Annotated in this window: 16 protein-coding genes; 8 read left to right on the forward strand and 8 right to left on the reverse strand. The window is 57.3% G+C overall.

All coding sequences use genetic code 11. The features are described 5' to 3' along the window. Positions 1-98: 98 nt before the first annotated feature. The 8 genes from KJI95_RS00320 to KJI95_RS00355 form a co-directional block, all read right to left on the reverse strand. Positions 99-896: a DUF2982 domain-containing protein gene (locus KJI95_RS00320; RefSeq protein ID WP_214505189.1), complete on the reverse strand. Its 798-nt coding sequence runs from the start codon at positions 894-896 to the stop codon at positions 99-101. Further along, on the reverse strand, positions 896-1,633 hold the full coding sequence (locus tag KJI95_RS00325; protein WP_214505190.1) for a YdcF family protein: 738 nt from the start codon (positions 1,631-1,633) through the stop codon (positions 896-898). Before KJI95_RS00325 ends, KJI95_RS00320 begins: the two co-directional genes overlap by 1 nt. Before the next feature lie 211 nt (positions 1,634-1,844). Beyond that, positions 1,845-2,744 carry a fructokinase gene (gene mak, locus KJI95_RS00330; RefSeq protein WP_214505191.1) on the reverse strand — a complete coding sequence of 300 codons (900 nt, stop codon included), beginning with the start codon at positions 2,742-2,744 and terminating at the stop codon, positions 1,845-1,847. Between the two features lie 27 nt (positions 2,745-2,771). Next, positions 2,772-3,557, reverse strand: coding sequence for a 3'(2'),5'-bisphosphate nucleotidase CysQ (cysQ, locus tag KJI95_RS00335; RefSeq protein WP_214505192.1), 786 nt, complete (start codon positions 3,555-3,557; stop codon positions 2,772-2,774). 541 nt (positions 3,558-4,098) lie between these two features. After that, entirely contained in the window at positions 4,099-4,848 is a 750-nt protein-coding gene (locus KJI95_RS00340; protein ID WP_214505193.1) for a phosphatase, read from the reverse strand. A gap of 20 nt (positions 4,849-4,868) precedes the next feature. Continuing rightward, positions 4,869-6,440, reverse strand: coding sequence for a sigma-54-dependent transcriptional regulator (locus KJI95_RS00345; RefSeq protein WP_214505194.1), 1,572 nt, complete (start codon positions 6,438-6,440; stop codon positions 4,869-4,871). Then, positions 6,430-9,801 (reverse strand): PAS domain S-box protein, encoded by a 3,372-nt coding sequence (locus KJI95_RS00350; RefSeq protein WP_214505195.1) that lies wholly within the window; start codon positions 9,799-9,801, stop codon positions 6,430-6,432. The genes KJI95_RS00345 and KJI95_RS00350 overlap by 11 nt, the downstream gene beginning before the upstream one ends. A 7-nt stretch (positions 9,802-9,808) precedes the next feature. Continuing rightward, positions 9,809-10,843: a phosphate/phosphite/phosphonate ABC transporter substrate-binding protein gene (locus KJI95_RS00355; RefSeq protein WP_250885504.1), complete on the reverse strand. Its 1,035-nt coding sequence runs from the start codon at positions 10,841-10,843 to the stop codon at positions 9,809-9,811. Between the two features lie 443 nt (positions 10,844-11,286). Between KJI95_RS00355 and KJI95_RS00360 the strand changes: the two genes are divergently transcribed. The 8 genes from KJI95_RS00360 to KJI95_RS00395 all read left to right on the forward strand — a co-directional run bounded on the left by KJI95_RS00360 (position 11,287) and on the right by KJI95_RS00395 (position 20,075). After that, entirely contained in the window at positions 11,287-12,537 is a 1,251-nt protein-coding gene (locus tag KJI95_RS00360) for a SpoIIE family protein phosphatase (RefSeq protein WP_214505196.1), read from the forward strand. Beyond that, positions 12,518-12,910, forward strand: a complete 393-nt coding sequence (locus KJI95_RS00365) for an ATP-binding protein (RefSeq protein ID WP_214505197.1) — start codon at positions 12,518-12,520, stop codon at positions 12,908-12,910. Before KJI95_RS00360 ends, KJI95_RS00365 begins: the two co-directional genes overlap by 20 nt. A 194-nt stretch (positions 12,911-13,104) precedes the next feature. Continuing rightward, entirely contained in the window at positions 13,105-13,461 is a 357-nt protein-coding gene (locus KJI95_RS00370; RefSeq protein ID WP_214505198.1) for an STAS domain-containing protein, read from the forward strand. 60 nt (positions 13,462-13,521) lie between these two features. Next, entirely contained in the window at positions 13,522-14,712 is a 1,191-nt protein-coding gene (locus KJI95_RS00375; RefSeq protein ID WP_214505199.1) for a polysaccharide biosynthesis/export family protein, read from the forward strand. A gap of 9 nt (positions 14,713-14,721) precedes the next feature. Next, a complete protein-coding gene (locus tag KJI95_RS00380) occupies positions 14,722-16,137 on the forward strand; it encodes a GumC family protein (protein ID WP_214505200.1) in 1,416 nt (471 codons plus the stop codon). Then, the gene (locus KJI95_RS00385; RefSeq protein ID WP_250885505.1) at positions 16,092-17,432 is read left to right on the forward strand and encodes an O-antigen ligase domain-containing protein; all 1,341 of its coding nucleotides are present in this window, start codon (positions 16,092-16,094) and stop codon (positions 17,430-17,432) included. The genes KJI95_RS00380 and KJI95_RS00385 overlap by 46 nt, the downstream gene beginning before the upstream one ends. A gap of 127 nt (positions 17,433-17,559) precedes the next feature. Further along, positions 17,560-19,038 (forward strand): oligosaccharide flippase family protein, encoded by a 1,479-nt coding sequence (locus KJI95_RS00390; protein ID WP_214505201.1) that lies wholly within the window; start codon positions 17,560-17,562, stop codon positions 19,036-19,038. Continuing rightward, positions 19,035-20,075, forward strand: coding sequence for a glycosyltransferase family 2 protein (locus KJI95_RS00395; protein WP_214505202.1), 1,041 nt, complete (start codon positions 19,035-19,037; stop codon positions 20,073-20,075). Before KJI95_RS00390 ends, KJI95_RS00395 begins: the two co-directional genes overlap by 4 nt. The last annotated feature ends 76 nt before the right edge of the window (positions 20,076-20,151 follow it).

The following is a 20,151-nucleotide window of genomic DNA, read 5'->3' on the forward strand; positions in this document are numbered from 1 at the left end:
CCTTCAACGCACCAAAGAGCTTCCCATCTCTGCAACACTTTCAGGGGCCCCTCGGGGCCCCCTTTTTTATAGCGTTGTGGCTGGATGAAAGGAAAGGCTTACGATGACTCTGCTGTCTCGGCACTGGCCATCAGCCGGGCAGTATCAATCTCTGTTTTCAGTTGCCGCAATTGTCTGGCAACCGCAACCGGCTCATCGTCAAGGGCATCGGCGGGAATAAACAGGTGAAATCCAAGCTCACGCTCGAGCAGCAAACAGCGGTGGCCAAACATCGCCAGCACGCCGCGGTAACGCTCGCCATGGGTAACAAGCGGCGTAAATTCGGCGCCAAGCTGCTGCTCAAGGGCATTTTCAATATCAGTTTGCGCGGCAGCCGTCATCATCAGCGGCCGCTGCTCCGACAAGAGTCCGGTGGCAAGCCGCGGCGAGATAGAATCAAGCAGTGGATTGATTTTCTTAAGCTTAATACCAATAAATGGCAAATCCAGACTGCCAAGCCCCTGACTGACTCTCGGCACATCAATGCGCTGAATATTGTCCCAGCTTACGCGGTAACTGCCGCGGCGATGGAAATAACCAAGGCCGTCGCTATCGGCGACAATTGACTCAGGCGGCTGCGACAGTTTGGCGTAACCCAGCACCAAACCCACGGCGCCAAGGGCGAACATCACCAGTCCTATCCCAAAATAAACTTTGGCAAACAAAAAGATGCAAAGTGCGGTACAAAAAAGCAGACCACTGACAAACGCAAGCGTGATGCCGTTGCGTTTACTGTGGGGGCGGATAACCAAAAGCACCGCCTGCTCCTGTGCAGCCTGCGCACCGCTTGTGGCGTTATTGCCGGCGCTTGTCGGCGTCTCTTTTACGGCGTCTTTTTCGTTCAACTCGCCTGACATTATTGATACCTCAGCGAAAACCACAGCATACCGACATATTCATGGATAGCACGCTGCGAGGTGTAAAGCTCGCGCGCATCAAGTCGCCACCAATAGCCGCTGCGGGCAGTAAAATCGGTGGGCGCCGCCGAGGCGCTGATGCCTTCGTGGCTGAACATAGCCATGGCCCGCGGCATGTGCGCCGCAGACGTCACCAGACGGATATGCTCGATACCAAGGGGCTTGAGCGAACGGGCTTCTTCAAGGGTATCCATGGCATCGGGCAGCAGCAAAATGCGTTCGGGTTCGACCCCAAGTTCGATGGCGGCTGCCTTCATGGTCTCGGCGTGGCTGGTTTCATTAAGGCCGCCGGAAAATCCGCTCAGCACCAAACGGCACTGATTGCCAAGCTTGAGCTGACGCAGCCCTTCTGTGAGTCTGGCAAGGGCGATGGCAGACAATTTATGCACCGCCGTCCCGGCAATGGCATCTTCATGACCTGAGCCCAGCACCATCACAGTGCAGGCACCCTCGATGGGTAGTGAGTTCACCGCATAGCGGCTTTCCAGCGGCAAGGTAATAAGGCGGCTGCCAATACTCGATGACAGAAACACCAACAGCGCCATGGCAAGGACCAGAGCAAAGCGGGCCAGATGATGGCGGTGGCGATAACCAAGAAACAAGCTGATGCCAAGCAGCAAAGTAACCAGCGGCAGCGGCATCACCAGTAAAGAGACGACTTTTTTAAGCCAAAACATGGAATAAAGAGATTAAGGACTGATAGCGCCAAAGCTTACCCAAGGGCGTGGGCGCTTGCCAGCACTATCAGGCTCAAAGCGAATCTCACTCAAAGCAAGCCGCGCTCAAAGCGAATCTCACTCAAAGCAAGGCGCGCTCAAAGCATGGCGCGCCCAAGGCAGGACGCCATGGCCTAGGCCTTACACCTAAGCCGATGGCGAAGCGCCGGCCTCAGCGCTTCTCCCACAGCCACGCGGCGCCGCGCACGCCCGACGAGCAGCCGTACAGGTTTTGAACCACAGGGGTGCGGCACTCACGCCCCACCACGTAGCTTGCCAGAATGGGCGGCAGGCGCTCATAAATTGCCTGCACGTTGGACATACCGCCGCCAAGCACAATCGCATCCGGGTCAAGCATGTTAACAACGTGTGCAAAGGCGCGGCCAAGGCGGTCGAGGTAGCGATCAAACGCCTCATTGGCAAGTTTGTCGCCACCATCTACCAGCTGCATGATCTCCACGCCGCTTTTGGCCTTGCCGCCATGGGCATTGAAGTCGCGCACAAAACCTGTGCCGGAGACAAAGGTCTCGATACAGTCACGGTTGCCGCAAAAACATTCGGTGCTGTTGAACTCATCCGCGCGCATCCAGGGCAAGGGATTATGACCCCACTCGCCGCCAATACCATTGCCGCCGCCATGTACCCGGCCGTGAATGGCAATGCCAGCGCCGCAGCCTGTACCCAAAATCGCGCCGAACACCACGCCTTTGCCGGCCGCCGCGCCGTCTACCGCTTCAGACACCGCAAAGCAGTTGGCGTCGTTGGCAACCCGCACTTCACGGCTGAGCAGTTTACCCAAATCCCGGTCGAGCGGATGGCCGTTAATCCAGGTCGAGTTGGCATTTTTAACCAGCCCCGTATAAGGCGAAATCACCCCGGGAATACCGATGCCCAGCGTGCCGCGACAACCCAGAGTTGTTTCGGCTTCGTTTACCAGAGTTACGATGGCATTCAGCGTGCCGTCGTACTCCCTTGGCGTGGCGATCCGCTTTCGAAAAAGCTCACTGCCATCGTCACCAAGGGCCACCAGTTCAATCTTGGTGCCCCCCAGATCCACACCCATTCGCATCATCAGGTCTCTCCCAGTTCGCATTCACGCTTACCTGTTGTTCCACCCCGGCGCCGTAGCCATAAACCAGGGATTCAATATGTCTTCTTTACTGTTGTAGCGAAGCGGCTCGTTTGTATCAAACTGCACCACCTGTCCACCGGCGCTTTCAAGCACCGCCTGCGCCGCCGCCGTATCCCACTCACTGGTGGGGCCAAGGCGCGGATACAGATCGGCGCGCCCTTCGGCGAGCATACAAAACTTAAGTGAACTGCCCACACTGAGCATCTCGTGCTCACCAAGGGTATTCAGGTAACCCGCCATGGCATCTGACTGATGGGAGCGGCTGCCAACCACCACAGGCACAGCGCGCAGTGGCGCATTAACGACTAACGCTTCGCGCTTACCATCTACCTCAAGATAGGCGCCAACGCCCCTGGCGCCAAGGTAGCTTCGACCAAGCACCGGCGCATAAACCACGCCAGCCACTGCCTCGCCGTCACGAATAAGGGCGATGTTGACGGTAAACTCACCGTTGCGCTTGATAAACTCCTTGGTGCCATCCAGCGGGTCTATCAGAAAATATTCCTGCCAGTGACGGCGGGTTTGCCACGGGATCACCGCTTCTTCTGACAGCACAGGCACATCGGCGAAGGCACTGGACAGCGCCGCCACTATCACGCCGTGACTCGCCAAATCGGCCGCGGTCACCGGACTGTCGTCGCTTTTCTGGCTGATATCGAAATCGTGCTGGCCGTATACCTGCATGATGGCATCGCCGGCATCACGGGCTATCTGCCCAAGTTGCTCAAGTAAGTCGATATTCAAAGTCACCATGGTTATTTCCTCTTAAAGACCGGCATCATCGGTACTGGTGCAGATGCCCGGAACAGCCGCCGCTGCTGCGTTAACACAGCCAGCCGCACAAGCAAAAACTTGCGCCAGCAAAAAGCCGCAGCCGCCACAAAAGCGGCATTATGCCACTGACAGCACAGAGGAAATAATAACAATTTCGTTAAATTCAGTGCCAAAGATACTAAGGCAGGGCAGGATTTGAGAAAAGTGCTGCAACCGTCAGTGCATTCGTATTCAGCGCCTTTGTCTTGGCGAAGGGACGGCTTTTACCGCAAAGCGCACCGCCTGTGCAGGCAAGGAAGCCTTTTACAAGCAGCCTTTCACAACTTTAACAAGACGCCCTTACCAAAAGGACACGCTCAGCAAACCAAGGCTCCCGACTAAGCTCAAAAGACGAAAGTTGCTTAACAGAAAGGTCAGCGGACAAGAGCCGCCGCAAGGGGGGGGAGAACGGGTAACCCGGCGGTTACCCGTTTCGCGGCAGGTTAGTCTTGTCGCGGCAGATTAATCTTTTCGTGGCAGGTTAATCTGAGAAATGGCGGATAAGCTCATCCAGATGTCGATGGCCGCGGGATTGAAGGAACTCAAGCAGCGCCATCGGCGAGCGGTTAAGAAGCCGCACCCTTGGGTAAAGCGCGCCGTCTATTACGGCCAGCGACTTATCAAAGTTACCCAAATCAAAGGCAACGTGGGCATCAGAGCCCATCACCAACTGGGCATCCAGTGTCGCCGCCATGCGCGCAATCGCGAGGCAATTCTCTTCGCTGCCCCTGCGCGACGCGGTAAAAGACGAGTTATTGATTTCAAGCGCCACATTACAGGCCTTGGCAGCCGCGACCACAGCGTCAATTTCAATGGGATAGGCTGGGTTGCCGGGATGGGTAATGATGTCCACCACACCCGACTCGATGGCGGCAATCATGGCTTTGGTATGGGTCAGTTTATCGCTCGGGGCAAACACCGGCTCGTGAAATCCAGCCTGCACCAGATCAAGCTCGGCAAGATAGTCGCCGAAATAATCGATTTTGCCGCTTTCATCCATGATATTGGCTTCAATGCCCCGCAAAATCCCGACCCCATCCCACACCCGCGGCAGCACCCGTAAATTGACAAAATGCCAGAAGTGCGGCGCATCTTTCATGGCCGGGCCATGATCTGTGGTGGCAAACAGCGCTATGCCTTTTTGCCGTGCCACCGCCAGATAATCGTGAATGGTGCTGTAGGCGTGGGTCGAAGCCACTGTGTGGCTGTGGGTGTCTACCGGAAACTGCATCGTGACTCCTGGGGTTAGCGTCAGGCCTGATTTGCAGCCTGCTCGGCTTCCTCCCAGGCCTGGCGTTTACGATAAATGGTTGAGGCACTGATATCCAAAAGCGCGGCCGCCTTGGGAATATTGCCCTCACAGGCTTCAATAGCCTGCTCGATAATGGCTTTTTCGGCAAGCCACAAGGGCTTGATACCGTCCGGTGCCTCGGCGAAAAATCCTGCCTCTGCAGCGCCCAGCCCCTGATGTAAGGTGCCGGACGCCTGCGGTGAATTGCCTGCTTCCTGCTGATAGCCTTGAGCGTGCTGCTGATAGCCTTGAGCGCGATGGTAGCCAGGCGGGTTAAGCGCCCCAGAGGCGTTGTCGGCCGGGTCGGTGGCGACCTGTGCCAAGGTTTGACTCGCAAACTGGCTGCCCGCCACTGCGGCTCTGGGATGACGGATAGACTCAGGCAACATGGCTTCGGTCAGTGTATCACCCTGATTGAGCACCACCATCTGACGCATCACATTTTGCAGTTGTCGCACATTACCAGGCCAGGGATAAAGGCCCATGAGTCTTGCGCATTCCGGACTTATCGCCTTGAATGACTTACCTTCTTCACGGCTGTAATCCTTGAGGAATTTTTTTGCAAGCAGCATCAAATCGCGGCCGCGGGAGCGCAGCGGCGGCAGCTCCAGCGGAATAACATACAAGCGGTAATACAAATCCTCACGAAAACGGCCGGCTTTCACCTCCTGCCAGGGGTCGCGATTGGTCGCCGCCACAAAGCGCACATCCACGGTTTCTTCACGGCTGCCGCCAACAGGCGTGTAAACGCCGGTTTGGATAAAGCGCAGCAATTTGGCCTGTAAATCCAGCTCCATTTCGCAGATTTCGTCCAAAAACAAGGTGCCGCCATTGGCTCTGGCAGCCGCGCCCTGGCGGTGATTGGTGGCGCCGGTAAAGGCACCTTTGACGTGGCCAAAAATTTCGCTCTCCATTAATTCATGGGGAATGGAGGCACAGTTAAGGGCAATAAAGGGCGCGTCGGCCCGCTGCCCCGACTGGTGAATGGCCTGGGCGCACACTTCTTTGCCGGTGCCGCTCTCGCCGGTAATAAACACCGAAGCCTTGCTGTGGGCCACGTTTTCGATGGTGCGATACACGGTTTGCATGGCGAGCGACTCGCCGACAAAACCGCAAAAATTGGCGGTGGGCAGGCTTTTTTCATAGCGGCTCACCAGCGCCACCAACTCCCGCTGTTTCAGCGCGTTACGTACAGTGATCCCAAGCCGCTTGCCATCAAAGGGCTTGACCAGAAAATCAAACGCACCAAGGCGCATCGCATCCACCGCAATGTCGATGGAGCCGTGGGCCGTCATCATAATCACAGTAAGCCCCGGGTACTCTGTCATCACCCGCTCAAGAATATCCATGCCCGACATATCCGGCAGCTTGATATCGAGCAGCAGCAAATCGGGCTTGGCGCGGGCAAGCTCGGCGAGCGCATCCTCGCCGTAATTGACATGGGTCACCTGCCCGCCCTCAGCGCGCAGGTATTCGCTGTAAAGCGCCCCCAGAGACTGACTGTCTTCCACCAGCAGCGCATTAAAGGTCATAAGCAGCCTCCCCAAGAGTGCCATATCGGTCCGCCATGGCATCGCGGCTTGCCCCCACACAGGCATGAATTTGCGCAATCAGCGGCTCTACCCCTTGCTCGCGTTTGCTGCGGGCTTTTTCCTCCAGGGTGCGGGCAAGTTCATAGAGCATCTGCGCGCCAAAGGAGCCGGCGCTGCTTTTTAAGGTATGCGCCTCATCTTCAAGGCGCTGCAGGTCGCGGCTGCGCCAGTGGGTGTTTATTGATGCCATGCGCGCGTCGGTTTCCTGCCAGAACACCTGCACCATGGCGATAACACTGCTGCGGCCAAGGGCCTCTTCAAGCTCGCCAATCACGCTGTCATTGATAAGCGCGGCAAGGTCCACGGGCGGCGGCGTATCAGGGGTGGTTTCCGAGTGTGGTAACCAGGCACTAATGCGTTTAAGCAGCTCATCGCGGGCAATGGGTTTTGAAATAACATCCAGCATGCCGGCCTCAAAACAGGCATCGAGCTCTTCTTTAAATACGTTGGCCGTCATCGCCAGAATAAGGTAATCGGGGCTTAAGCGCAGAATTTCACGGGTGGCCTGCAGCCCATCCATCACCGGCATCCGCACATCCATCAAAATTAAATCGTAGCGCTGGTTTGCAGCGCGGATGCAGGCTTCTTCGCCATTGGCGGCAATATCAACCTCGGCGCCTTCGCGGGACAGCAGCGCCGCTGCCACCAGCTGATTGGCCGGGCTGTCTTCGGCAAGCAGGATCCGCCGTCCGGCAAGGAGCCGTTGATTCTCTTGCTGTTCACTGCGGCCATCTTCTTGCGGCACAGTGGACACCAGCTCAAGCAGCATGGCCCGGCTTAAGGGTTTATTAACCTGATGATGGATACCGAGCGCCGACAGCATGGACTGCACATCGGCGCGCACCCCCGACACCAGCGCCACCAGATTGCCATCGCCAAACAGATAACCGTCCTTGAGCATCTGGCAGCGGCGCGCATCCAGCCCAAGCAAACAGGAATCATCAATCATGATCAGCATAAAGCGGCCGCTGACACGGGTGATGTCTGAAAAATCATCAACCTTTTGGATCCACACACATTCCACCCCATATTGGGCATATTGCTTACGCACCAGCCCCGCGACTTCTTCGTCGGGATGCAGTAACAGCACCCGGGGATGCTCAGGCAAATGCCAGAAATGAATGGGTTCATTGGCATCTATGGTAAAGAGTGCACTGGCACTGAAGCAGGTGCCCACCCCCGGCGTGCTGTCAACGTCAATACCGCCGCCCATCATCCGCAGCAGCTCGGCACAAATCGCAAGGCCAAGCCCTGAGCCCTTGTAACTGGTGTTACTGCCATCGTGCACCTGGGAAAACTCAGTAAAGAGCTTTTGCTGCGCGCGGGCCGACATGCCAATGCCCTGATCGGTCACCTTAAAATTAAGCTGCACTTTCTCCTGATGACTGTCGGGGATCCACATTTGCACAGTGACAGCGCCGCGACTGGAAAACTTAATCGCGTTATCGACCAGATTGTGTATCACCTGGCGAAGGCGCTGGCCGTCTCCCACCAGATACTGCGGCACGTTGCGGTTAATGAAGCTCGCCAGTTGTATTCCCTTTTCCTGCGCTTTGGGCGCCAGAATTTGCAGCACCTGTGCCACCACTTTGTCCGGTTCAAAACTGTGGTTTTCAAGCACCATTTGCCCGGCTTCGATTTTGGAAAAGTCGAGAATATCGTTGATGGTAGATAGCAGCGCCGTGCCCGCTTCGCGGGCGGTATTTGCGTAGAGGCGCTGCTCTTTGTCGAGGCTCGAATCAAGCAGCAAGGTCACGCAGCCCAGCACCGCATTGAGCGGCGAGCGGATTTCATGGCTCATGGTGGCAAGGAAGCGCGACTTGGCCTTACTGCCCTCCTCGGCCTGCAATTTGGCGGCCCTGAGTTCATCTTCCCGCTGTTTTCGCTCGGAAATATCGCGAAGAAAGGCGGCAAACAGCACCTCGTCATCGAGCCGGATTGGGATAACTGTCAGCTCCACCGGCAACGCCGAGCCATCTTTGCAACTGGCATTGAGTTCGACCTGACGGTTCAGCACCGGCCCTTCGCCGGTGGCATGAAAATGCAACATGCCGCGGCGATGAGCGGCATGATGCTCCTTGGGAATAATAAACTGCTCCAGGGGTTTACCCAGCACCTCATCCCGCTCAAAACCAAATAAGTTGGTGGCGGCGTTATTGAACTCCCGCACCAGGCCGTCGGCATCGATGGTGACAAAGGCATCGCGGCTGGCGTTGATGGTCGCCACCAGAATCGATTCCGAGCGGCGCATGTCGGCCTGGCGCCGTTTCTCCAGGGTTAAGTCTTCAATCAGCCCCAAAAACAGCAATTCTTCGCCCAAATGCATGGCGCTGACATGCAGCTCTATCGGAAATTCGCTGCCGTCTTTGCGACGGGCGGTGACCTCACGGCCGCGGCCAAGGGATCTGGCATCGTCACCGGCAAGGTATTTATCGATATACCCTTGATGAATTGAGGAAATTTCGTTTGGCATCAGCATCGACACCGCCGCGCCGTCAAGCTCCCCGGGTGAATAGCCAAACAGCTGATAAACAGCGCCGTTGACCTCACGCAGATACCCCTTGGTATCCATAATCACATAGCCGTCGGTGGCGGTGTCAAGGATGGTGGACAGGCGTAAATTGGCCTCCTCCAGCGCCTCGGTCCGCTCACTGATCCGCTCCCCCATGGCATTGAATGCCCTGGCGGTCATGGCTATTTCATCATTGCCCCGCACCGGCAATGGCACATGGGGATCGCCTGCGAGCAGCCCAAGGCTTGCATCGCGAAGCTGCAGCAACTTGCGACTGAGAAAATAGCCAAGCGCCCAGGAAAACAGCGCCACCAGCACTATCTCAAGCGCCGCAATCGACAGAATCCGCACCGAGGCGTCCTGTAAAAAGGTTGCAAATTCGCGGGTGTTGATACCCAGCTCAACCTTGCCAAAGGGGTAACCCGATTCCACTATGTCGGCTTCAACCGCCACCATATCCGGATGCTGAGTGGCAAGCTCAGAGTGCTTTTCATGCTCGGATAAATCTCCCCGCGATACCAGCACGCCTTGATTATCGTAAATCTCAACATAGTGAACCTGATTTTGCCGGCTCACTTCATCCACCAGCGCCTCCAGGGTGGATAAGTCGGTGCTGAGCACCGCATCCTTGGCCGCAGCCGCCAGCAGCACCGCGGTGCTCTGGGCCCGTTTGAGAATTTCCGATTCATTGGAATTACGCAGGTAATCTATGCTGGTGTAGACCAAAAACAGCAGCAGCAAGCCTTCAATCAGCGCGATCCCGAGGATGGTTTTAAGGCGAAATGACATATCGACCTCACTTGCCGCTGCTGCCAAGCGATGGCAGTGCGCCAAGCTTAAGCGCCCGAATGTCATCCCAGTCGCTGTCGCTTGCGCCTGCAAGCGGCTCCATCGCGAGCGACTTAAGCAGTGCGCGGCCATTATCATCATCGCCAAGAGCCACAAAGGCGGCGAGAAGTTTGGCGCGGGTGTCCTTATCAACCCGTGGATGCACGGCAAATGCATGGGGGGTATAGCCCGGGGTTTGCCATAAAATCCTAAGGCTCGCTTTAATGGCATCGGTTTGGCTGTCAAAGGTGCGCATTACGCCGCCGCCAACGGGAAAAAGACCCCGGCTGACCCCCAGATACACCGAGTCGTGGGAGCCGACATAGGCATACTGCGCTTCGATATTCAGCTGATGCAGCACGGCTCTTGGCAGCACGCTGGCGGCAAAGGCGGCTGGCGCCGGCAGCGCGATGGACTGGCCCGCCACCTCTTCAATCGATTTAATCGGCGAGTCTTTTTGCACCACCAAAATGCCTTTAAGCTTTTTATCGGCCTCACGCACCAGCGCCTCGTAGCCCACATCCTGATGAAACACCACATAGTGAAACGGATTCATATAGGCAAGGTCATACTCGCCCCTGGCAAGCCGCGCTTCAAACTCGGGAATGTCCGGCGCAGTGGCGAACTTTAGCGCCACGCCGGTATCGGCCGACAGGCGCGCCATCAGCGGCGCCCACAGCCTTGCCAGCGTGCTGGCCGACTGCTGCGGCACTATGCCAAATACCAGCACCGGAGCATTTGCCGCGGCGCCGTTCTCGGCCTCCTTGATGCTGGCAAGCTTGACGTTGCTACCTTCAGCGTCACTGCTAACTTCAGCGTCACTGCTACTTTCAGCGTCGATGCTTTGCGGACCAGCCACAGCACCAAAGGCAAGCAGCAACAGCGCCGCTAATATAAAACGGCGCAGGTCTATCTGGCTGAACCGCGCAGCACTTAGCCCAAAGTCAGTTACAGCAAGGGGCGTTATCCCAAAGCGCGCTTTACCAGGATGCGTCATCCCCATCAAAAACCCAGTTCCCAAGCGACTCAGGAAAGCCTTGACCGGCAATCTGTCCATATCTCACCCGCAGTTACAGTCCCTGGATTGACTATGGTAGAGCCAATTGCATTTTGCAAAAAAGCGCCGCCGCAAAATGAAGCCCTGACAAAAACATATCGCTTATGCCAATGTTTTTATTCACTAAATCATCGCTGGCACGGGTTTCGCTAATCCTTGTCCGTCAGCGGCTGAACCAGGCTTATCGGGCAGCGACACCTGCCTTGTATTTACGCCCTGCACTGATGATTGCAGGTCAAACACCGCAAACCGGGCCCTGAAGCGAGACCTGAAGCGAGTCTGAAGCGTAAATGGTTCAGCGGTTGCTTTACCCGCAGCGGCAAAGAGCGCAGCAGCGCATCGCGCGCGCTGCACACAAGGATGCACAGCGATAAAAGGAGACAGACGCCATGGGCATAAAACCCGTCACCACCGACAGCCAGGCGCTGAAGGTACTGTTGGTGGAAGATACCGCCAGTGAGCGGCTCTACATCAGTGAGCTTTTACATCAGCAGGGCTTTGAGGTGCATGAATGCGCCAGCGCCGAAGCGGCGCTGGACTGGCTTGATGAGCATCAGGTTGACATGCTGGTCAGCGACTGGCGCATGCCGGGTATGTCAGGACCGCAGTTGTGCCAGATAGTGAAATCCCGGCCATCACCACCCTATGTACTGATGCTGACCGCCAATGCCGATACCGGCTTTTTAATTCAGGGCATCGAATCCGGCGCCGACGATTATCTGCCCAAACCCTTTGTGCCTGCGGTGCTTAAGGTCAGGCTGCTCGCGGCGGTGCGGCTTATTCGCCTCAATCAGAGATTAGCCCGGCAAAACCACAGTCTGGAGCAGGCGTTAACTGAAAGCTCTGAGCTAAATCAGCGCCTTGCAACCGATCTTCAGCAAGCGGCACTGCTGCAACAATCTCTGCTGCCAGCGCCATCCAGTGACTTTGATAACTGGCACTGTGTCAGCCGCTTTGCCAGCGCGAATGTACTTGCCGGCGATGTATTCCATGTTTTCAGCATTTCAGCAGATGAACTTGGGTTTTATCTCATCGATGTCGCCGGGCACGGCGCCGCGGCGGCGATGCAGGCGTTTTCACTCGCCATGACCCTGTCGCCCTGTCGCTGCGACTGGCAAAGGGTATCGCCGGCAAATCTGCTGGGTCATTTAAATGCTCAGTACCGCGACCCTTCCCATCAGGGCCAGTTTGCCACGGCGCTCATCGGCAGGTTAAACCTAAAAAGTGGCGAATGTTGCCTAAGCTCTGCCGGCCACCCGCTGCCGCTGAGGCTTGATGTCGAGGGCTGCTGTCACACCATCGCCGACAACCAGTGCACCGGCCTGCCGCTCGGTATCGACCCCAAGGCGCACTACCTTGAAACCCGATTTCACTTCAGCGCAGGCGAGCGGATGCTGCTGTTTTCCGATGGCGCTTACGAGAGCCAGCACCCCGTCCACGGCAGTTTCGGGCTCTCGCGGCTTAAGCAGCTAGCGCTTGCGGCCAAGCCGCTTAAGCCCGATGCGCTTATTCAGCACCTTTTTCACGCAATACACCTGTGGCAAGGTGGCAGCTTTCAGGATGACGTGTCGCTTATCCTGCTGTGCGCGCCCGACTGCCTAACACCCTCCGGGAGGTCACATGAACAGTCTGCAGCTTAATCTCAATCAGAGCTTGTGGGAACAAAACCAACTGTTTCAGGAGCTTGAGCAGTTTTTGCTCCAAAACCATGTCCATCCCAAGCAAAGATTCAAACTCATCACCTGCGTACTTGAAGCGGTCGGCAATGTGGTGCGCCACGGCGCCTGCCCGCTGGAGAAGGTGATCCTTATCGTCCATTGCAACCATGATTCACTGACGGTGGATTTGCTCGACCCATCCTTCACCCCCGAGCTTGCAATGCCACAGAATTGCCCAAGCCGCGACGGCGAAACCGGCCGAGGTCTGTGGATCCTCTATAACTGGATGGACAAGGTACGTTTTCAGCATGCCATCAACGGCACCCACCTGAGATTAAGCCTGCTGCGCCACTGAAAAATCCATCCACCAACAACGCTGCGCCGGGCCTGCCCGGCGCTGTGCATTTTGCGCATGGCGTTGCAAATTGCCAAAGCCCTTCAAAGCAAAACAAGCTAAAACCATGTTATTTATAAAGTAAATTCTTGGCACGGTTAATGCGATTACTTGGTTGTCTGTCACTCACGCAGGCTTACACCAAGGAGCGCATCATGAAATTCCATCCTCTGCCAAAAAGCCATGCCAGCCTTATCACCCTGCCAAACGAAATGGTGATGGCCCAAACCCCCACCCACAGAGCCGCCCTGCTAAAGCATATGGAATCCGGCGCCACCAGCCTGGTGCTGGATCTGACCGACGTGCGCTACATGGACTCCAGCGGCCTGTCGGTACTGGTCAGTGTTTACAAGCGCTCACGTGAGCTGTGCGGCGAAGTGGTGCTGGTATCCCCCTCCGACGGAGTGCGCGCCCTGATTGAACTGACCCGTCTGCATCAGATTTTTGATATTTACGAAGACCGTCAGGCCGCGATTCGCTATATCACAGCGCGGGAAAATCCCGACGCCTGATCAAACGGAATAGAGCACTGTTTATCTTCAGCAACCCAGGCCTGAGCGCAGGAGGCACCCATGAAAGCACTGACTCTTCTCCTTATCCCCGGATGCCTTGCCGTGCTCGGCGCCTGCACCACCCCGGGCCAGAGCCGGATAAACTGCCAGCCCAGTGACTGCCATTTCTACGGCCCCGCCACCCCCTATGAGCGCCTTCCCGACAGCCGTTACAGCAATGCCGGAACCGCGCCGTCAGTCGCTGCAGCAGTCACGACCAGTGCTCTGGCAATGCTGAAGGCAAGCGCCGATCCGATTTTTTCGGTCGGCGATCGGATTGCGGTGCAGGTGCTCAACGGCAGCGAATTCAGCGACGAGCTTGAAATCAATGCCGACGGCTTTATTTACCTGAATTTTTTGCCGCCCATTGCCGGTGCCGGCCGTCATCTTCGTCAAATCGAGGCCGATGTGGCGGCGGCGCTGGTGAGTGAAAAACTGATGCACGCCAGCGCCGTACACGTGAGCGTGCGGCCCTTAAGCTGGGCGCCCATCGAGGTGCTGGTGTCGGGCGCTGTGTTTGAGCCGGGCCAGCATATGATTAACGACCGGCCCGAAAGCGTCGACCCCGCCGAGGCGCAGGTTGGCGACCTTGGCCAAAACCGCACCATAGCGGCGGCACTTCGTGCCAGTGGCGGCATTCGCCCCGATGCCAATCCGGCCGCGATTGAGCTAATCCGCAACAATCAGCTTATCCGTCTCGATTTGTCCGGCACCCTGAGCGGCGAAAAAGTCCCCGGCTGGCTTTTGCAGGCAGGCGACAGAGTGCATGTGCCAAGCTCGCAGCGCTTTGATGAATCGCTGGTGAGGCCATCGCAAATCACTGTGCCCGGCATTCGGGTGTTTATCTCAAACCTCACCCAGCCTGCCAGCAGCAACAGCCAGTCGGCGGTGGATACTGAAGCCACCCGCTTTCCCTACGGCACCCGTTTGCTTGCCGGAGCCATCGCCGCCAACTGTGTCGGCGGCGCCCAAACCAGTAACGCCAGCCGTCAGGTGCTGCTGGTGACCCAAAATCCGCTGACCGCCCAAACAGAAGTGGTGGAGCGCTCCCTCGATGCGCTTATCGGCGATGCCTGGCGCCCCGAGATGAACCCGGTGCTGCTGCCCGGCGACGGCATTGCCTGTTACGACTCGTCTGTCACCAATTTGCGGGAGCTGGCGCGCACCTTCAGCGATGTGCTGCTGCCGCTCACCCTCGCCGGACTCTTGTAGGAGGCCACCATGAAACGCAACGCGCCCCATGCACGTCAGCTTTTATGGCTTAAGCGTGCCGCCGTTGAAGGCTCACGGCTCGACCCCAAGGCCAGACGTAACCTGTATTTTAAAACCGGTTTCTACAGCATTGCGCTTATCTGGTGTCTGGTTGCGCTGCTGATGTGGCTGACTCCGGCCAAGTACGTAAGCCACTGGACCCTGATTTTGCCGGGCGCCGGCGCCGGTGCCATGGTGAGCCTCGATAGCCTCGGCCAGGCCAGTGCCTCTACAAGCTCGCCTTATCTCTCATCCGCCATTGACCCACGGGAAAACTACAAGGCGATTGTGATGTCAGATCCCGTGCTGATGCTGGCGGCAAGTCGGATAAAAGAATCCGCCGGCGCCTTTGGCAAACCCAAACTGAAACTGCCAAGCCAGACCGGTTTGATGGAGTTTGCCAGTATCGGTGCTACGCCAGAAATCGCCTCCGCCCGCGCCTGGGCTTTGTATGAGAGCCTGCAGGACACCCTGATTAAACTCAGAATGGATGAGATTTCCCAGCGCGAAGCCGGGGTGCGTCAGGGGCTTAACGGCTTTGCCGCCAAGGTCAGTGAAAGCCAGCAGCGGATCCTCGCTTATCAGTCTGAGCGCGGACTGGTATCGCTCGATCAGTTCAAGGAGCTTGCGCTCACCACAGAGCGGCTGCGCCAAAGCCGCACCGCGCTTGAGTCCAGCCTGCGCGGCCTTGAAGCGAGCCGCGACACCCTGGCCCATCACCTGGGGCTCGATGTCGAAGGCGCCTCGGCACTGCTGAAACTGAAAAACGATCAGCTGTTTCAGGCGCTGCTGATGTCCGATACCCGCCTTAAAGCGAGCCTCACCGAGCTTGGTGCCCGCCTTGGCAGCCGTCATCCGCAAATTCAGACCCTGAGCGCCGAAGCCGCCAGTGTGCGCCAAGGGCTCAAACAGCGTTGTGAGGCCCTGCTCGGAAACTGCCAGCTTGAGCACATGCTGATGCTGTCGGCCGATGATGTCGACAGCCGCGCCCAGTTGATGCAGCAGCTTATCAGCCTCGCCACCGAGGCCGATGGCAAGCAGCATGAGCTTGAAAGCCTCGATATCCAGCTTAAAGACTGGGAGCACCGCCTCGAAGCGAGCAAAAAAGATGCGGCGAGACTCGAAGATTTAAACCGTGAGCATCAGCTTGCCACCGCCGTGTTTACCTCCGCCGCCGCCCGCATGGATGTGGGCAAGGCCGATATCTATGCCGCCTACCCCATGCTGCAACTGATGGCGGCTCCTGAGCTGCCAAAACAACCCGACCCCGTTGGTCCCCTGCTGATTTTAGTGGGTGGACTTGCGGCCTCTGTCAGCATTATTGCCGGATTGAGCCTGTTATGGATACGCAAACCCATATTGCACAAACTGCTGATGAAAGGCTGATTTTTCGGGCCATCACCCTGACCTTTCCGGTCTGGTTTGTCGGCGGACTGTACCTGCTCGCGCCTGTGCTTGGCTGGATATTGCTGCTCAGGCTTATGCAGCGCAAGCTTGCCAGAACACGCCACGACACCCCGATTGCCTGGCCCGTGTATGCCTGGGCAATCGCTATGCTGCTGATGCTGCTCGCCCTTATCGTTGGCCATCTCACCATGGAGCTTGGGCTTGCCAAGCTCATCAAATCCAGCATTGGCTGGGCCAAGGGCTGGGCACTACTGGCACTGTTTATGTTTGCCGCCAATTTGTCCATCCGCAGCGAAGTGATTTTTCGCGCCGCCTGCATAGTGTGCAAACAAACCGTACTGCTGTTGCCGTTATTTGTGCTTGCCTGGCTGGTGCGGCTGCCGCAAACCCTGTGGGTGTCACCCACCGAGCTGATTGGCGGCCCGGGGCCTGAGTTTTTCAGTGTCAGCCTGTATGAAATCGACCCGGGCTCAGGCAACCCGCGCTGGCGCTTGTTTACGCCCTGGGCACCGGCGCTTGGCATGATGGGCAATCTGTATTTTCTGTGCGCGCTGGAAGAGAAAGACCCGGGCTACCGGCGCTGGGGGATTGTCGGCAGCATACTGATGATGCTGCTGTCCCAGTCGCGCCTCGCCATCCTGTGCGCGCTGGTGATGCTGGCGCTGCGGCTGTTTCTCGCAAGCTTTCGCCATCCCTGGGTGTATTTGCTGCTGGCGCCCACCTCACTGCTTGGGGGCTGCGTTGGCGGCTACCTGCTTGAGCGTGTCAGCGCCACAGTGCAGGCAGTGAAATCCGCCCGCGCCGACTCCACCCGGGTGCGCGAGGCCCTTGGCAACATCGCCGTGGAACGTTGGTGGAACGAAGCCATCGTCTGGGGCCATGGCATAGTCGAGCGCGGCCCGCACATGGTCGAATACATGCCGATTGGCTCCCACCACACCTGGTATGGGCTGCTGTTTGTTAAGGGCCTGATTGGTGCACTCGCCCTTGGCAGCGCCTTTATCTGCTCTTTTATCCAGCTCGCGCCCCACATCAACCGTTTGCCATCGGCGCGGCTTGGTTTTTCGCTGCTGCTGATGCTGCTGATGTACACCTTCGGCGAGAATCTCGAAATCCTCTCTTATCTGTTTTGGCCAGCCCTCATCCTGATTGGCAAAGCGCATCAGGACTGCCGTAAGGCCGTTTTGCAAAAAGCAGGTTGCAAAATGCAAAGCCCGCGCAAAAACAATACAGCAAAAAACCTCAACAACATGAAAAACAACAAAAAATCTTAAGCGGGAAGATTGGCACAGATAATGAAATGCTGACGATGAAAAGCACATGATGAAAAACAGATAGCGATTAAACAAAGCAACATCTGTGTTTCAGCATTGAGTAACCCTAAAAACCCGGAGGTTCACCATGGCAACACTGACCCCGAAAAGCCCCCTGACTGCCATGCTCGGCGGCATGATGTGGCTTGGCAGTGCCCAGGTGCTCGGCCGCTGTGTGCGCCTTATCGGCAGCATATTGCTTGCACGCATGCTGACCCCGGAGGTTTTCGGTCAAGCAGCCATCATACTGACCGCCTTTGAGCTGATTGCCACCCTTATCCGGCGCATCTCCAGCGCCCGCATGATTGCGATGGACGAGCCTGAGCTTGTCTGTCACCTCGATGCTGCGCGCAAACTCAACCTGCTTGCCTGCATCGCCGCCTTCGTTGCCATGAGCTTGCTCAGTGTGCCGCTGTCTTTTCATTTCAGCGATCCCTCTTTACCCGGCCCCATGATACTCATGGCAACAAGCTACTTGCTGATGCCCCTTGGCATGCTCGAAAGCGCCCTTAATCAACGGGATAACCGCATGCGGGTGCTTGGCAGCGCCCTCTTGTGGCAAACCATCGCCGACGGTTTGATGACCATAGCGCTGGCGCTGATGGGGCTTGGGCTGTGGGCCATCATTATCCCCAAGGTGCTATCAACTCTGGTGTGGGCCGCCATTCACCGCCGCCACGTGCGCTGCGCTAATGAAGAGCGCCTTATTCAAGAGCACGGCGATACTGATAACCTGCCCGGCACTGAAGGTAAGCTCAGCACATCAAATGGTAAGCGTGCTATCGAAGCAGGCCGACATGCTGCGCCCGCCAAAAGCAAAAAGGCGCTGGTAAAAAAACCAGGCAATATCGGCAATCTGTGGGAATCCGGCATTCAAACCGGCCTTGCCGACTTTGTGTCGGCGCTGCGGCTAAGCCTTGATACCCTGCTGGTCGGCGCCTTTTTGGGGCTGCCTGCCCTCGGGGTGTACTTTTTTGCCAGCAACGCCGCCCTTGGAATAACCTTAGGCATAGTGCAAAGCTTCGGCACCGCGTTTTACAGCCGCCTGTGCAGCAAAACCGCCGCCGAGCGAGTCAGTTTTCTTGGAGGCCTCGTTACCGTATCGCTGCTCACCAGTCCGCTGATTGCGCTGCAGTGCCTGCTCGCGCCCTGGTACGTGCCCATGCTCTATGGCGGCCACTGGGTCGATGCCGGTGCCATTCCGGTATTTATTCTGCTGTGCCTGTCGGGGCTTTGTCGCCCGCTGGGAGAAGCCGCCGGGCAGCTGCTGCTTTCCCGAGGCCTTGCCGGCACCAATCTCCTGTTAAATCTGGTATTTAGTCTGGTTTTATTGGCAGCGCTTGCCATTGCTGTGCAGTTTTCACTTACCGCCGTTGCCGCCACCGTGCTTGGCGTTTACGGCGTCGGCATGCCGCTGATGGCCCTTGTTGCCGCCCGCGCCGTCAAACGGGCTGAATTACAAGCTGCCTCGCAAACTGCATCGCAAACCACACCACACAATCAGGCGTTTGCGGCCAACACCCAATTAACCCCATCCCCCGCCCCGTTTGAAGGAGGTGCATCATGACACCCAGAGTCTCAGTGGTAATGCCCGTCTATAACGTGCAAGCCTTTGTGCACGAGGCCATCCAGTCGGTACTGGAACAGAGCTTTCCCCATTGGGAGCTCATCATAGTCAACGATTGCTCCACCGATAAAAGCCTGCTGGCGTGCCAGCGCTTTTGCGACCGGCGCATTCGTATCGTCAATCACCCGGTCAACAAGGGGCTTGCGGCCGCGCGCAACACCGGCATTCGCCACGCCATTGGCCGCTATATCGCCTTTCTGGACTCGGACGACCGCTGGCATCCGGACAAGCTGAAACTGCATATTCAGCATCTGGACCATAGTCCTTTGGTGGGCATAAGCTTCAGCCGCTCAAGCTTTATCGATTACCAGGGCCAGCCAATTCACTGCTATCAGATGCCGCAGCTAAAGCACATCACCCCGGCCCATCTGCTGTGCCGCAACCCGGTCGGCAATGGCTCGGCGCCGGTGCTGAGGCGCGAAACCCTGGCAGACATTCGCTTTCAGGCGCTGAACCATGTCGAGAATTATTCCTGCTATTTCGACGAAAACTTCCGCCAGTCGGAAGACATCGAATGCTGGCTGCGCATTCTGGCCACCACCAGCTGGAAAATGGAGGGCATTCCCGAGCCCTTAACCTACTACCGCCTTAATCACGGCGGCCTGTCGGCCAATCTGATGAAGCAGCTCGACAGCTGGGAGAAGATGGTTGATAAGGCGCGCCGCTTTGCCCCCAAACTGCTGAAACGCCACGAGCGCCATGCCCGCGCGTACCAGCTGCGTTACCTCGCCAGGCAGGCCATTCGCCTTGGCGATGGCGCGATGGCGGTTAAACTGTGCAACAAGGCGCTGCTGACGTCACCCGGGATCCTCGCCCATGAAACCGGCCGCACCGTTTGCACCTTTGCGGCGGCATACCTGCAGTGGCTGCTGCCAAAAAGCCTGTACGGCCAATGCGAGCGCCTCGGGCAGGCCATGGTGGGTTGGCAGCAGCAAAGGCGCATTCGCGCAGATGGGGTGCAAAGTTCGCTGCTGTAATGGGCAGAGCTGTAATAGGCAGCAATGTCCAATGCTCACTTGAGAAAGGCGTCTTGAAAAGACCTCAGCGAACAAC

The organism is Shewanella jiangmenensis (genome assembly GCF_018596335.1).
Lineage (GTDB): Bacteria > Pseudomonadota > Gammaproteobacteria > Enterobacterales > Shewanellaceae > Shewanella > Shewanella jiangmenensis.